General features: G+C 71.3%; 14 protein-coding genes. 3 read left to right on the forward strand and 11 right to left on the reverse strand.

All coding sequences use genetic code 11. From position 1 onward, the window contains the following. Window positions 1–9 precede the first annotated feature (9 nt). The 7 genes from K6K41_RS19820 to K6K41_RS19850 form a co-directional block, all read right to left on the reverse strand. A complete protein-coding gene (locus tag K6K41_RS19820; protein ID WP_261401924.1) occupies window positions 10–3,159 on the reverse strand; it encodes an efflux RND transporter permease subunit in 3,150 nt (1,049 codons plus the stop codon). Between the two features lie 12 nt (window positions 3,160–3,171). Further along, complete coding sequence (locus K6K41_RS19825; protein ID WP_261401925.1) at window positions 3,172–4,359, reverse strand: efflux RND transporter periplasmic adaptor subunit; 1,188 nt, start codon at window positions 4,357–4,359, stop codon at window positions 3,172–3,174. Window positions 4,360–4,509: 150 nt separating this feature from the next. Next, a complete protein-coding gene (locus K6K41_RS19830) occupies window positions 4,510–4,698 on the reverse strand; it encodes a cysteine rich repeat-containing protein (protein ID WP_261401926.1) in 189 nt (62 codons plus the stop codon). A gap of 55 nt (window positions 4,699–4,753) precedes the next feature. Continuing rightward, window positions 4,754–5,365, reverse strand: coding sequence for an SH3 domain-containing protein (locus K6K41_RS19835; RefSeq protein WP_261401927.1), 612 nt, complete (start codon window positions 5,363–5,365; stop codon window positions 4,754–4,756). 190 nt (window positions 5,366–5,555) lie between these two features. Then, the gene (locus K6K41_RS19840) at window positions 5,556–5,804 is read right to left on the reverse strand and encodes a hypothetical protein (protein WP_261401928.1); all 249 of its coding nucleotides are present in this window, start codon (window positions 5,802–5,804) and stop codon (window positions 5,556–5,558) included. Window positions 5,805–5,862: 58 nt separating this feature from the next. Next, entirely contained in the window at window positions 5,863–6,777 is a 915-nt protein-coding gene (locus tag K6K41_RS19845) for a sterol desaturase family protein (protein WP_261401929.1), read from the reverse strand. 27 nt (window positions 6,778–6,804) lie between these two features. Continuing rightward, entirely contained in the window at window positions 6,805–7,041 is a 237-nt protein-coding gene (locus K6K41_RS19850) for a hypothetical protein (RefSeq protein ID WP_261401930.1), read from the reverse strand. 186 nt (window positions 7,042–7,227) lie between these two features. Here K6K41_RS19850 and K6K41_RS19855 point away from each other — a divergent pair, with 186 nt between their 5' ends. Both K6K41_RS19855 and K6K41_RS19860 read left to right on the forward strand, forming a co-directional pair. Beyond that, window positions 7,228–7,938 (forward strand): response regulator, encoded by a 711-nt coding sequence (locus K6K41_RS19855; protein WP_261401931.1) that lies wholly within the window; start codon window positions 7,228–7,230, stop codon window positions 7,936–7,938. Then, complete coding sequence (locus K6K41_RS19860; RefSeq protein ID WP_261401932.1) at window positions 7,935–9,302, forward strand: sensor histidine kinase; 1,368 nt, start codon at window positions 7,935–7,937, stop codon at window positions 9,300–9,302. The genes K6K41_RS19855 and K6K41_RS19860 overlap by 4 nt, the downstream gene beginning before the upstream one ends. A 6-nt stretch (window positions 9,303–9,308) precedes the next feature. Here K6K41_RS19860 and K6K41_RS19865 read toward each other — a convergent pair whose 3' ends face one another. The 4 genes from K6K41_RS19865 to K6K41_RS19880 are packed head-to-tail and all read right to left on the reverse strand — an operon-like array spanning window position 9,309 to window position 12,911. After that, complete coding sequence (locus tag K6K41_RS19865) at window positions 9,309–10,199, reverse strand: efflux RND transporter periplasmic adaptor subunit (RefSeq protein WP_261401933.1); 891 nt, start codon at window positions 10,197–10,199, stop codon at window positions 9,309–9,311. Between the two features lie 14 nt (window positions 10,200–10,213). Further along, window positions 10,214–10,411, reverse strand: a complete 198-nt coding sequence (locus tag K6K41_RS19870; protein WP_261401934.1) for a DUF1656 domain-containing protein — start codon at window positions 10,409–10,411, stop codon at window positions 10,214–10,216. Beyond that, window positions 10,411–12,453 (reverse strand): FUSC family protein, encoded by a 2,043-nt coding sequence (locus K6K41_RS19875; protein WP_261401935.1) that lies wholly within the window; start codon window positions 12,451–12,453, stop codon window positions 10,411–10,413. The genes K6K41_RS19870 and K6K41_RS19875 overlap by 1 nt, the downstream gene beginning before the upstream one ends. After that, on the reverse strand, window positions 12,450–12,911 hold the full coding sequence (locus K6K41_RS19880; protein ID WP_261401936.1) for a MarR family winged helix-turn-helix transcriptional regulator: 462 nt from the start codon (window positions 12,909–12,911) through the stop codon (window positions 12,450–12,452). Before K6K41_RS19880 ends, K6K41_RS19875 begins: the two co-directional genes overlap by 4 nt. A 254-nt stretch (window positions 12,912–13,165) precedes the next feature. Here K6K41_RS19880 and K6K41_RS19885 point away from each other — a divergent pair, with 254 nt between their 5' ends. Further along, complete coding sequence (locus tag K6K41_RS19885) at window positions 13,166–14,260, forward strand: calcium-binding protein (RefSeq protein ID WP_261401937.1); 1,095 nt, start codon at window positions 13,166–13,168, stop codon at window positions 14,258–14,260. The last annotated feature ends 184 nt before the right edge of the window (window positions 14,261–14,444 follow it).

Here is a 14,444-nt window from a genome sequence, read left to right on the forward strand (position 1 = left end):
CGTCGGCGATCACGCTTCGCGGGCCTGAGCCGGCGAGGGCTTGCGCGCGGCGAGACGCTCCTCGATCTGCTGGAAGATCACGAACAGCGCCGGGACGACGAAGACCGACAGCGCGGTCGAGACCGCCATGCCGCTGACGACCGAGACGCCGATCGACTTCGAGGCGTTGGCGCCGGCGCCGTCGGCGAGCACCAGCGGGATCATGCCGAGGATGAAGGCGATCGACGTCATCAGGATCGGCCGGAAGCGCAGCCGCCCGGCGGTCAGCGCCGCCTCGACCAGCGGCCGGCCCTCCTTCGCCCGAAGCTCGCGGGCGTATTCGACGATCAGGATCGCGTTCTTGGCCGCGAGCGCGATCAGCAGCACCAGCCCGATCTGGGTATAGAGCGTGTTCTGGAGCCCGAGCGCGAGCAGCGTCGCGACCGTGCCGCAGAGCGCGAGCGGCGCCGAGACGATGACGGGCATCGGCGCGATCCAGCTGCCGTACTGGCCGGCGAGCACGAAATAGACGAGCAGCAGCGCGAGGCCGAACGCGACATAGACCTGCCCGCCCGCGAGCCGCTCCTGATAGGAGACGCCGGTCCATTCGGCGGCGGTTCCGGCGGGCAGGGTCTCGGCCGCCGCGCGGTCGAGCATCGTCAACGCCTCGCCGGACGAGACGTCGGCCTGCGGGCGCCCGACGATCGTCGCCGCGGGACGGAGATTGTAGAGCGAGATCAGCGACGGGCCGGTGGTCTCCTTCACGCTCGCGAGCGCGCTCAAGGGCACGGAGTCGCCCGATGCGTTCGGGACCTTGAGCCGCGACACCGCCTCGCTCAGGCCGCGCAGCGAGCCTTCGGCCTGGACATAGACCTGGAACACCTGGCCGAACTGCGTGAACTGGTTGACGTAGGCCGAGCCGAGATAGCCTGAGAGCGCCTCGAAGGCGTCGTTGACCGAGACGCCGAGCCTGACGGCCTTGGCGCGGTCGATCGAGACGCCGAGCTGGGGCGCGTCGAAATTCGACGTCACCTGAGCGGCCTGGAGCCGTCCGTCGGCGAGCGCGCGGTTCGCGATCGCGCGGGCGACCTCGGAGAGGCGGCCGAAGTCGGAGGAGCCGTCGGTGAGCTCCACCATCATGGTGAAGCCGCCGGTGTTTCCGACGCCCTGGATGGAGGGCGGCGGAACCACGACCGCGAGCCCGTCGGGCAGCGCCGAGAGCGTCTTCGAGATCCCCTGAAAGAGCGGCAGCAGGTCCTCGTTCTCGCCGCGCTCGTCCCAGGGCGTCAGCATGACGTAGGCGACGCCGGCGTTCGGCAGAGAGGCGTTGCCGTCGAATGGCGAGACGCCCGCCACCGTGATGACGTTCGCGACGCCCGGCTGGCCTTTGAGCCGCGCATCGACGTCGGCGAGCGCCTTGTCGGTGCGCTCGAGCGAGGCGCCGGCCGGCAGCTGGACGGCGGCGATGAGATAGCCCTGATCCTCGATCGGCAGGAAGCCGGCGGGCACGCGATTGAGCCCTGCGACGCCGAGCGCGAGGATCGCCACGGCTGCGGCCGCGACCAGATATTTGACCCGCAGCGCGCGCTCCAGCAGCCGGACGTAGCCGCCCTCGAATGTCGAGAAACCGCGGTCGAACAGGCGGAATGCGAGGTTGCGCCGCGCGAGCGGCTTCGGCGGGCGCATCCAGAGCGCGGCCTGCACGGGTTTGAGCGTCACGGCGTTGATCGCGCTGATGATCGCGGTCGCGGCGATCACGAGCGCGAACTGCTGGTAGAGCTGGCCGGTGAGGCCCGGCAGGAACGCGGCCGGCAGGAACACGGCGATCAGCACGAGCGTCACGCCCATGATGGGGCCGAACAGCTCGTCCATGGCCTTCTCGGCCGCCTGCGGCCCCGGAAGACCCTTCTCCAGATGGCGCGCCGCGCCCTCGACGATGACGATCGCGTCGTCGACCACGATGCCGATCGCGAGCACCAGCGCGAACAGCGTCGACATGTTGATGGTGAAGCCGAGCGCGGCCATCGCCGCGAAGGCGCCGATGATCGTCACCGGCACCGTGGTGGCGGGCACCAGCACGGCGCGCAAGTCCTGCAAAAAGAGCAGGATGACCACGAAGACGATCACGCAGGCCTCGATCAGCGTCTTGTAGACGTCGCGCACGGCGGCGTCGACGAAGGCCGAGGTGTTGAACGGGATCTCGTATGTGAGGCCCGGCGGGAACGACTTCGAAAGCTCCGCCATGCGCGCCTCGACCCGGTCGGCGGTCTCGAGCGCGTTCGCCTCCGGCAGCTGGCTGATCGCGAGCGCGGCGGATGGCCGCCCGTTCATGCGGAACACCTGCGCGTAGGTCTTCGAGCCGAGCTCCACGCGGGCGACGTCGCGCACGCGCGTCGTCGACCCGTCTTCGGCGTTCGACTTGACGATCACGTCCTCGAACTGGCCGACCTGGTCGAGCCGGCCGGAGACGTCGATGACGGTCTGGAAGCCCTGGCCTGTCGGGGCGGGCGGCATGCCGACCTGACCGCCCGGAACCGTCTGGCTTGAGGCCTGGATCGCCGAGACGACGTCGGAGGGCTTGAGGCCGCGGGCCTGCAGGCGGTCCGGATCGAGCCAGACGCGCATGGCGTATTCGCCCGCGCCGAACACCGAGACGTCGCCGACGCCGGGAACGCGCGCGATCGGGTCGCGCAGGTTGATCGAGGCGTAATTCGACAGGAACAGGCTGTCCTTGGCCGGATCCTCCGACGACAGCGTCACGAAGGCGAGGATCGCGGTCGAGCGCTTGCGGACGTTGACCCCTTGCGTCTGCACCGCGCTCGGCAGCTGCGCGGTGGCGGCGTCGACGCGGCTCTTCACCAGCGTCTCGGCCTTGTCGGCGTCGGTCCCGATCTCGAACGTGACGGTGAGCGTGTAGGCGCCGTCGCTCGCGTTCGTCGACTGCATGTAGAGCATCCCGGGCGCGCCGTTGACCTGCCGCTCGATCGGCAGCGCAACTGTGTCGACCAGCGTCTTGGCGCTTGCGCCCGGATAGCGCGCCGTCACCTGTACGGTCGGGGGCGTGACGTCGGGATATTGCGCGACGGGGAGCTTCAGGAACGCGATCGCGCCGATGAGGATCGTCAGCAGCGCGATGACGTTGGCGAGCACCGGGCGCTCGATGAAGAACTTTGCGAACATCGGTCCTGCTCGTCAGCGGGTTTGGACGGAGGGGCTTGTCGAGCCGGCCGCCTGCCGGAACTGTTCCCTGGCCTGCGTCGCCGCCTCGCGCCGGTCGACGGCGTCGCCGGGCCTCGGGCCGGAGGCGACGTTCTGGATGACCCAGTCGGTGGTCATGAGCGCGCCGCGCACCTGCTGGAGCTCGCCGTCGCGCTCGATCAGAGAGACCGAGCGGCGCTCGACGACGCCCTTTTCGGTCACGACGAGCACGTAGCGGCCCTGCTGGTCGGTCCCGATCGCCGAAGGGGGCACGAGCAGCGCGTCCTTCACGGTCTCGACGGGGATGCGCACGCGCACGAACAGGTCCGGCAGCAGGGCGCGGTCGGCGTTTTCGAACACGGCGCGCACCGACAGCGTGCCGGTGTCCGCGGAGGTCTCGGGCGCGGCGTAGTCGAGCCGGCCCTTGATCGGGTAGCCGTCGTCGCCCTTCACGCCGATCTCGATCGGCACGGAGGCGATGTCCTTGCGCGTCAGTCCCCGTTCGCGGGCCTGCCTGCGGATCCGCAGCAGGTCGGCGTCGGAGATCGAGAAGGTCACATGGATCGGATCGAGCTGGACGATGGTCGCGAGCGTCGTGACGCCGCCCGAGCCCACCAGCGCACCGACGTCGGCCTTGTGTTCGGAGACGGCGCCGTCGAAGGGGGCGACGACGGTCGCGTAGCTGAGGTTAAGGCGCGCCTGCACCAGCGAAGCGTCGGCCGCTGCGCGCTGGCCCCTGGCGGACTCCAGCGAATTCTGGGCGTTGTCGACATTTACCTCGGGAGTCGCGCTGGTCTTCAGCAGCTGGCGCTGCCGGTCGAGCGCGCGCTGGGCGTTGTCGAACGTGGCGCCTGACTGCGCGAGGCTCGCCTCGGCCTGCTGGACCTGAGCCTCGTAGAGCTCGGGCTCGATCAGGAACAGGCGCTGGCCGGCTTTGACCTCCGCCCCGTCCTTGTAGTCGATGGACTTCAGGAAGCCGGAAACCCGCGCGATCAGATCGACCCGGTTCACAGCCTTGGCGACGCCGGTCTCGTAGAGATAGCGCGTCGCCGTGACGGGCTTCGGCTGCGCGACGACCGCGACCTTGGGGGCGGGCGGCGCCTTGCTTTCGTCCTTGCAGGCCGCGAGCAGGGTCGCGGCCGCAAAGGCGCAGGCCAAAGGCGTGAAGGCTCTCGTCCGCATCGGTCTGGTCCGTGGTCGCCGTTGGAAAAAAGGCGCGGGCGGCCGGTCGTCGGCCGCCCGCGCCCGTCGTGGTTCAGTTCTGCTGCTTCTGGTCCTTGGCCTTTGCGAGCGCGGCCGTGCAGGTCTCGGAGAGCTGGTCCTTCTTGGACTTCACGCACTCCATGATCCGCCCCCGCCGGGCGCGATCCCGGCGCAGAGCTGCTTGATCTCGGGCCCGCAGGCCTGGCGCAGCTCCTTGCGGTCGGCCATCGAGAGGGTCTGCGCCGAGGCCGCGAGGGTGAGCACGGGCAGGCTCATGACCGCGAGCGCGAAGGCGGGGGCGATGCGAAGCTGAAGCATGGGAGTTCTCCTTTTCGGGGTGTTGGTCGCCGGAGGGCGAGGAGGGGGGCGCCGCTCAGCGCCGACGGAAGCCGGCGTGGGCGGACCGGAACCCGTGGCCGGCGCGGACGCCGGCGTGCGGGCGGCGGATCACGCCGCCGGCGCAGCCGCGCGGGCCGCAGCCGCCGGCGGCGACTCGGCGCGGGCCGGCGACAACGCCGCCGCACCGACCGCGCGCGCAGCCGCCTGCCGCTTTCACGCGGTGCGGATGGTGCGGGCGGACGTGGTGGTGATGGCGGCCCCAGTGGCCGTACCAGGGGCGGCCCACATAGTGGGCGTTCCAGTAGGCGTGGGAGAAGCCGACGACCGTGACGCCGACGGCGGGCGCGATCACGGGCGACACCACCGTGGCGGAGCCGCGATAGGTCACGCTGACATAGGTCGCCGAGACCCAGCCGCGCTCGCCGTCCCACGACACGTCGCACCAGGTGGTCGCGGCGTTGCAGCCAAAGAGCGTGAGCGGCGCGCGGGAGGGAAGCAGCGCGACTACGGGATAGTTCGAGCTCGGCCCGGCCCGCAGGTTGACGCTTGCGACCGAGACGGCGCCGGTCGCGGCTTGCGCCGACGACGGAGCGAGCGAGGGGAGGGCAAGCGCGGCGAGGGCCGCCGAAAAGGCGAGGGCTTTCATGCGAGGTCTCCTGGGCTTGGGCGTCAAGCGCGTCTCGGGGGCGGGCGCGCCGAAGCCGGGCGTCCGGAAAAGCTTGCGTCTCGAGAGATCTCCGGCGCCTCGCCGGCCGAGGTGGGGGGAACCGCCGGCGAGGCGCGCGGAGGAGGGCGGGTCTAAGGCCCTCGTCGATGGGAGGCGGCGTGGCGGGGGATCACGGCGCCTCCTCCCGCAGGCGGTCGTTCGCCGCCATGCGGGTCTCGTGCGCGGAAGCGGCCTGAGGGTCGTCTTCGGGCGTCGTCTCTTCCGGCAGGAGCTCGATGCACGCCGCGACGGTGTCGATCCGCGGCGCGAAGTCTTCGGTGTCGGGGTCGGTCTGAGGGTCGCTTTCGTCGGGGCAGACGAGTTCGGCCTGCCGAGGCGACGCAGGGTCCGAGAGCGCGCCGACGATCGTCGGCAGCATCAGGGAGAAGGACAGCAGCAGCGCCCGACGATGCGGGCGGACAGGCGGACGACCTCGCTCATGCGCGCGTCTCCTCGATGGCGGGACGGTTCGGGGACGGGAGGGCCGGCGGCGCGTCGGGCTCGATCACGGCGCCGGGCGGCGCGAACAGAGCGCGGAGGCGGCCCTTCAGCGTGCGGGCGCGGCGCGCGTCGGCGAACATCGCGGCCCATTCGCCGAGCGCGATCCGGACCGGATTGAGGCTCCGCGTTCCGCCCACGAGGCCGTAGCGGAGCGGTTCTGCAGGCGGCGCCGCGAAGGTGCCGAACAGCCGGTCGAACACGATCAGGAGGCCGCCGTAGTTCTTGTCGAGGCACGACGCGTTCGAGGCGTGGTGCACCCGGTGATGCGTCGGCGTGTTGAGAACCCATTCGAGCGGCCCGAGCCTCGGCGCGAGCTCGGAATGGACGAAGAACTGGTAGAGGAGGTTCGCGCCGAGCGTCGCGACGATCGCGATCGGGTGGAAGCCGATCAGCGCGAGCGGCGCGAAGAACAGGAAGGTCCCCGAGATCGCGCCGGTCCAGCCGAGCCGGACCGCCGCGGTGAGGTTGAGCTTGGTGGCCGAGTGGTGGACCGAATGCGTCGCCCACATCCAGCGGATGCGGTGCGAGGCGCGGTGGCGCCAGTAATAGGCGAACTCGACGGCGAGAAAGAGCGCCAGCAGCCCGAGCGGCGTCGCCGCGTCGATCTCGAACAGCCGGTGTTCGTAGAGCAGCGCGAACGGCGCGGCCACGAGGCCGGCCTCGACGAGGCGCACGACGTTCTGGCCGAGCGCGACCCCGAACGAGGCCGCCGTTTCGGCGAGGTCGTGGGTCTCCTCGTGGCGATGGGCGAGGCGGCTCGCGCCGTATTCGAGGGCCATGAAGCCGACGGCCGCGCCGAAGATCGTGGCGCGCACCGCCGGATCCATCGCCATGACGATGGAGTCGGACATCGGAGTCTCCGAGAGGATCGGCTGGGGTCAGCGCGACGGCGCGCGGACCGCGGTGGTCTCGTTCGCGCCGGTGCGCGAGAGTTCGGCGAAGCGGCCCGAGCCCCAGTCGTCGGAGGCGGAGGCGAGGCGCGTCTCGTCCTTGCGGCCGCCATGGACGGCCGCGTGGCTCGACGAGGCCTCCGGCTGGCGGCTGAAGGCGCCTTCGGTCGCGATGGCGCAGGACATGACGGCGACATAGGCCGAGGCGGCGAAGATCTTGGTCATGAGAACAGGTCTCCCTGGGGCCGACCCGAAGAGCGGCCGGCGATGGGGAGGAGACTGGCGTCGCGGCGTCACGCGCCGATCACGCCCCGGCGCCAAAGCGTCGCGTTTCGTCACGACGTGTAACGGCTTGTAAAAATCGCAAGACGCTCTTGCGGTCCGCCGATGCGGCGCCGACAAGTAGGGACCATGAGCGCCGCCGCCATCCTCATCGTCGAGGACGATCCCGACATCGGCCGCATGGTCGGCGACCTGCTGCGCCGCGAGGGCTACGAGGTCGCCCATGTCGAGGACGGGCAGGCGATGGACGCCGCCATGGCGCTCCGGCGGCCGGACCTGATGATCCTCGACCTGATGCTGCCGGGCGAGGACGGCCTCTCGATCTGCCGGCGCGTGCGCGCGGGCGACTGGCTGCCGATCCTGATGCTCACCGCCAGGAACGACGAGATCGACCGCGTGATCGGCCTCGAGGTCGGGGCGGACGACTATCTCGCGAAGCCCTTCGGCCCGCGCGAGCTGGTGGCGCGCGTCCGCGCGCTGCTGCGCCGCGCCGACGCCAGGCCCGCCGCGCCGCCCTCGCGCCGCTTCGCCTTCGACGGCTTTTCGGTCGACGTCGACGCCCGCCAGGCCTTCGAGCCGGGCGGCGAACCGATGACGCTGACCAGCGCCGAGTTCGAGCTGCTCGCCTGCTTCGTGCAGCGGCCGCGGCGCGTGCTCACCCGCGACCAGATCCTCGAATGGACCCATGGGCGCGCGTCCGAACCCTACGACCGGACCGTCGACATGCTGGTCTCGCGCTTGCGCCGAAAACTCGAAAGCGCCGGCGCCGCGCCCGGGCTGATCGCGACGGTGCGCAACGGCGGGTACCTGTTCTCGGCCGTCGTGAGGTCGGCGTCGTGAGAGGACGGCTCAGCCTCGCGACGCGCATCGGCGCCATCATGGTGAGCGCGCTGCTCGCCGCCTGGCTGCTGGCCGCGATCATCTATTACAAGGGGTTCGACGCCGCCGCCGTCGAGGCGCGGCCCTCGCCGGCCCGGGTGGCCGCGATCGTCGAGCTGATCGAGCGGACCGCGCCGGCGGACCGCGATCTCGCGCTCTCGGCGGTGAGCTCGGAGGCGCTGCGGGCGAGCCTCGCGGCGCCGGGCGCAGCGCTCGATCCGAGCCGGACGGATCGCGACTGGCTCGAGCCCTACGCCGCCGCGCTCGGCGGGCGGCCGCTCTCTGTGAGCCTGGACTCGGCCTCCTCGCGCGAGCATCTCTTCCCCAAGCTTTTCGTCTACGCCGCGCCTGCGCTCGAGCTCCGCGTCGGGCTCGCGGACGGCGCGACGCTGATGTTTAAGACGCGCGGGCCGGTCGCGGTGACGCGGTTCGGGCTGCCGGTCGGGCTCGGGGCCGGTCTCATCGGAACGCTGATCGCGCTGGTCGCCCTCATCATCATGCAGCGCGAGACGCGGCCGATCGCGCGCCTCGCCTCGGCGGTCGACGAGATGGAGCTGCTCGACGCTCACACGCCGATACCCGTCCCGCGGCGCGGCGCGCCCGAGGTCCAGGCGTTGGTCGCGGCCTTCAACCGGCTGGGCGAGCGGCTCGCGACGCTTTTGCGGGCCCGCATGGCGCTGCTCGGCGGCATCTCGCACGACGTGCGCACCTTCGCGACGCGGCTGCGGCTGCAGCTCGACCAGATCCCCGACGAGGCCGAGCGCGCCCGCGCCGAAAACGACATCGCGGACATGATCCGCCTGCTCGACGACGCGCTGCTCGCAAGCCGCGCAGGCGCCGGGGAGCTGGTCCAGGAGCTCGTCGAGTTCGACGCCATCGTCCGCAGCGAGGTCGAGGACCGGCAGGCGCTCGGCGCGCCCGTCGCCTTCTCGTCCGACGGCCGCGAGGCGCTCGTGCTCGGCGACCGGGTCGCGCTTCGCCGCATCGCCTCGAACCTCATCGACAACGCCGTCGCCTATGGCCGCGTCGCGCATGTCGGGCTGCGCGTCGCGGACGGGATCGCGACGCTCGCCGTCGAGGACGAGGGGCCCGGAGTTCCGCCGGACAAACGCGCCGAGCTGCTGGAGCCGTTCGTGCGGCTCGAGACCTCGCGCAACCGCCGAACGGGCGGGTCGGGGCTTGGCCTTGCGATCGTTCGCGCGCTCGTCGACGCCCATGGCGCGACGCTCGCCATCGAGGATTCGGCCCATGGCGGCGCGCGGTTCGTGGCGCGCGTTCCGCTGTTTGATCCGCGCGCGGGCGTCTCCGAGGCGGCGGAGGGGTAGCAAGCCTTACGGCTGGCGGGCGCCCTCGGCTCCGGACGGCGTGATCACCACCGTCGCGGTGAGTCCGGCGGTCAGCCCCAGGTCGTCGGGCGTCGCGTCGAGCTTGATGCGGACCGGCACGCGCTGGGCGAGGCGGACCCAAGAGAAGCTCGGATTGACGTTGGCGATGAGGTCGTCGCCGGCTGCGTTGTCGCGGTCGACGATGGCGCGGGCGACGCTCTGGACCCGGCCCTTGAGGTCGTCGGAACGGCCCATCAGGCGCACCGTCGCGACGTCGCCCGTATGGATGCGGGCGATCTTGGTCTCCTCGAAATAGCCCGCGACGTAGAAGGAATCCGAGTCGACGATCGCCACCACCGCCTTGCCCGGGGAGACGTAGTCGCCCGGCCGCAGCAGGAGGTTGGTGACGTGGCCGTTGACCGGCGCGCGCACTTCGGTGCGGGCGAGGTCGAGCTCGGCCTTCTGGCGATCGGCGACGGCGGCGCGCATGGCGGCGTCCGCCGCGTCGACCGCCGCGCGGGCCTGCTCCTTGGACTCTTCCGACAGCGCCGCGCTGGTGAGCTTGTCGCGGCGGTCGGCCTCGCGGCGCTTCTGCTCGAGGTCGGACTGCTTGCCGGCCTCGGTCGCATGGGCGAGGTCGAGCGCGAGGCGAAAGCGCGCCTGATCGACCACGAACAGCACGTCGCCCTTCTTCACCACCTCGTTGTCATGGATGCGCACCTCCGTCACGGCGCCCGAGACGTCGGCCCCGAGCCGGACGATGTCGGCGCGCACGCGGCCGTCGCGCGTCCAGGGATCGTCCATATAGGCGCGCCAGACATAGACGCCGCCGGCGATCCCGCCCGCGACCACGAGGAGCGTCAGGGCGACCCGAAGTCCCGCCTTCCACCACGGCATTTCGAAGATCCTTCTCACTTCAGCAGGGCCACGACGCCGGCGAGCGTCATCGCGTAGGCCGCGAGGTTGAACAGCGCCGGGTGCCAGACCGCGCGGTAGAAGCCGGCGCGCTCGAGGACCATGCGCATCGGCTGCCAGATCAGCGCGGCGAGGACCGCATAGGCGATGAGCGGCGGCACGAAGACGCCGAAGAGATCGACTTCCTTGATCATCAGGCGGCCTCCTTCAGCGGCCCGTGTTCGGGCGCAGGCGTCGGCTCCGCCTCGCCGAACATCCGCGGGTGATGGGCCAGGCCCCCGCGCAGCGCCGCGATCCAGACCGGCGCGTCGGCGGCGTCGGGGCGGTCCGCGAGGCGGGCGTCGAGCGCGGCGTCGAGCGCCCGGTCGAGCTCGGCGAGCGGGGGCGCGGAAGCCTCGCCGCGGGCGAGCCGCCGGAAATGGCGCGCCGTCGCGGCGAGCGCGGAGACGAGCGGCGCGGAGACCTCGTCGGGCAGGTCGCGCGCGACGCCCCGCAGCGCGATGGCGTTGAGGCCGATCCGGATGCTCGCCAGCGCGCCCTGCTCGAGCGCGAGCTGGTTCGGATCCGAGAGGTCGAGCCGACGCATCAGGCCGTCGACCCGGTCGAGGATCCGGCTCTCGAAGGCGACGCGGCTCGGCGCGCTGCGGCCCGCCACCGCCTCGGCGAGGTCGGCGTAAAGGCCCGAGGTCAGGCGCGCCACGGGCCAGGCGGCGCCGATCGGCCGAAGCGCGCTGAGCAGCGCGGCCGCAAGCCCAATGCCGAAGAGCTGGGCGAGCGCGCCGTTGGCGAAGCTTGCGAAATCGGGCGTCATGACGTTGACGAGCCCCATGGCGTTGAGCGCGCCGAGCGCGCTGGCGAGCGCGGGCAGCGTGTAGCGCGGGATGGTCATCGCGTAGGCCGCGGCGAACAGGAAGGGCGCGAGCGCGAGAGCGAGCGCCTCGAAGCCCTCGAGGCCCGGCAAGATCGCGTAGGCGTAGGCGCCGGCGACCACGGAGCCGACCGCGGTCATCTTGAAGAAGCCTCCGGCGGCGGCCGACGGATCGTCGGCCTGCGCGAACAGGCTCATCATCACCGCCGTCATGATCGCCGCGCCTGCGCCGTCCTTCCAGCCGGTCGCGATCCAGAAGGCGCAGACCGCGCCGACCGCGACGAAGGCGCAGAGGCCGGCGACGAAGGCGAGGCCGTGGTCGCGGTAGCGCGCGATGGTGAGCGATGCGTCGTCGCCGTCCCCTGCGCCTGCCGGCCGGGCGCGGTCGAGATCGTCGCGCAGGGCGACGAGGTCTGCGGTCCGCAGCAGCACGGTGCGCTCGATCAGCCGCGCGCGGTCGGCGGCGAGCGCCTCGAAGTCCGGCGTGGCCGACAGGAGCGCGGCCTTGGCCGCCGCCCGCCGGTCAGCGCCCGCTTCCGGCGACATCGCGTCGGCGGCCTGAGCGAGCAGGGGCTCCATCCGCTCGAGCGCAGCCGGACGTTCGGCGCGCAGGATCTCCAGCCGGTCGTGAATCGAGACCAGCAGCGCGAGGAAATTGACGATGCGCGCATGCAGCAGCCTGAGCGCCCGGTTGGAGCGGCGCGTCTCGAGGCTGTCGAACGAGGCCTGGACGCGCAGCCCGTCGAGCGCCGTGACCTTGGCGACGAGCGCACGCCGGTCGGCAAGCACCGCCGCCGGGTCGGGGCGGCCGCGCAGCGTGTCGGCGGCCCAGCGCGAGGCGGAGGACACGACCGAAAGCGTCGCGGCCTTCAGCGTGTCGGCCGCGCTCTGCGGGAACACGATCTGGCTGAGCACGGTCGCGCAGGCGATCCCCACCATGATCTCCGAGCCGCGATCGAGGGCCGCCTGGAAGATCGTGTCCGGGGCCTCGACGGCGGGAAAGGCGATGATCGCGACCGAATAGCCCGACAGCATCGCGCCATAGGCGGCCGGCGCGTCGCGCAGATAGACCGAGGCCGCCACGCATCCGCCGATCCAGAGCGAGACCGCGAGCGCGAACAGCTCCGGCGCGTTCGAGAAGGCGCTCGTGAAGGCGATCGCCGCGACCGCGCCCGCGGCCGTGCCGGCGCCGCGGAACAGCGACTTCGACAGCACCATGCCGGCGAGCGGCTGCGACACGATGAAGACGGTGATCATCGAGGTCGAGGCCTGCGGCAGGTGCACGAGAAAGGCGATGAAGGCCGCCAGCAGCGCCGCCGCGGTGGTGCGCGCGGCGAAGATCAGCTGTTTCGGGTCGGGGGCGCTCACGCCGCGTCTCTCGCGGATTTCTCGGCGCGCGCGCCGAGGCGGGCGAAGACGCGCATGCAGGCCGCGAAGTCCTCCTCCGCGACGTCCTCCACCATGGCGGCGCAGACGTCGGCGACGACGGCACGCAGGCGGTCGACCAGCCGGCGGCCCTCCGGCGTCAGGTGCAGCGTCTTGGCGCGGCGGTCTGAAGCGTCCTCGCGCCGTTCGAGAAAGCCCGCGGCCGCGAGCCGGTCGAGCAGGCGCACGAGCGACGGGCCCTCGATGCCGAGCGAGCGCGCGAGATCGCTCTGTCGCGCGCCTTCGCCCAGCCGTCCGAGATGGACGAGCGGGCGCCAGCTCGCGTCGGTGAGGCCGGATCCGCCGAGCGCGTCGTCGAGCTCGCGCCGCCAGCGGCGGGCCGCGAAGGCGAGCTGGTAGCCGAACTCGGCGGCGTCTGCGGGATCGATGGGTTTCGACATGACCTAATAAATAGGAAGCTATCTAATAGGAGTCTAGCGACTTCCGCAGGAGCGCCGCGCGTGGCTGTCATGCGGCGAGCGCGTTGCTTTCGCCCCTCGCGTCGCCGTCGGGGGCGTGGCTCTGACCAGATGAGGTAAGCGGATCGCCGAACGGGGCCATGGCGGACATGCCCGCGGCCGCCGATGATGCCGTGCGGCGTCTTTGCGGGCGGCCGGGCCGATCCCCGCGTCGCGCTTCGACGGAAGGCCTCGCGATGACCGATCTGGACCACATGGGCGCTCCAGCCGCAGACCCGGCGTCCGGCCGCGATCCGACCGGCGTCTATCTGACCCGGGAAGACGACGTTTACGTCTATGAGGGCGGCGGCTCCCGCTGGGAGTTCACGGTCTACGGCCTTGGCGGAGACGACGAGATCACCGGTTCGATCAACTTGCGCGCCATCCGCGGCGGCGCCGGCGACGACACGCTTCACGGGGCCTCCTCCTTCGAAGCGAGGGGCGGAAGCGGCGACGACCTGATCTACGGGACCACGCGGCGATCGACCGTCGGGTCCGAACATCTCTACGGCGGGACGGGCGACGACCACATCGTTCAGCTTGGGGGAGCGTCCTACATCGACGGCGGCGCCGGCGACGACACGATCGATCTAGGATTGTTCTTCTGCCGGCTCAGCGGCGGCGCGGGCGATGACGTCGTCAATTACGCCCAGGTGGTCGAAGCGGGATCGAGGAGGCTCTCGCTCGGCGCAGGCGACGACGTCGTCGACGGCTCGACGAGCTTCGACAGGTCTGCATCCGGGGGCGTCGAGACGTTCGGCGGCGGCGGGAACGATACGGTCATCGCAGGCGCAGGCTTCGACCGCTTCGACGGCGGAAGCGGGATCGACGAGATCTCCTATGCGTTCGAGCGCTCCGGCGTGACGATCGACCTGCGAAGCGGCGTGAACGGCGGGGCCGCGGCGACGGACGTCCTGAGCAAGGTCGAGAACGTCACGGGGTCGGGCTTCGACGACCAACTCGCGGGCGACGGCGGCGCAAATGTCCTGAACGGGCTTGGCGGGGCCGACGTTCTTCGCGGGCGCGGCGGCGACGACCTGATCGTCGGCGGAGACGGCGCCGATGTGCTCAGGGGCGGCGCGGGCGCCGACACGCTGATCGGCGGCGCGGGAGCCGACATTTTCTACTATGACGACTTCGACGAGATCGTGGACTTCAATCCCGACGAAGGCGACGTGCTGATCTACCGTCCGCGCGACGGCTCGAAGGCGCATGAGGTCGTGGCCGATTGGCTGCAACGGCACCAGGAGGTCGCCCCGGACGCGGCCGATCACCATGATGCGTTTTGGTAGCCTCGCCTTCCGTCAGAAGCCGCGCGCTCCGATCTGACGCCCCCGCCGGCCGAGGGGCCGGCGCGTCCCGATCGAGCCACACCGCCTTCGTTTCAAGGTCCAGCAATTCAATCTAAGCATCGATCGATGCCCGAATGGACATGGACAGAAAAGGTCCGTGGTTCGACGCTCCGGTCAAACAGTC

The organism is Chenggangzhangella methanolivorans, from assembly GCF_019797865.1.
GTDB classification, from domain to species: domain Bacteria; phylum Pseudomonadota; class Alphaproteobacteria; order Rhizobiales; family Methylopilaceae; genus Methylopila; species Methylopila methanolivorans.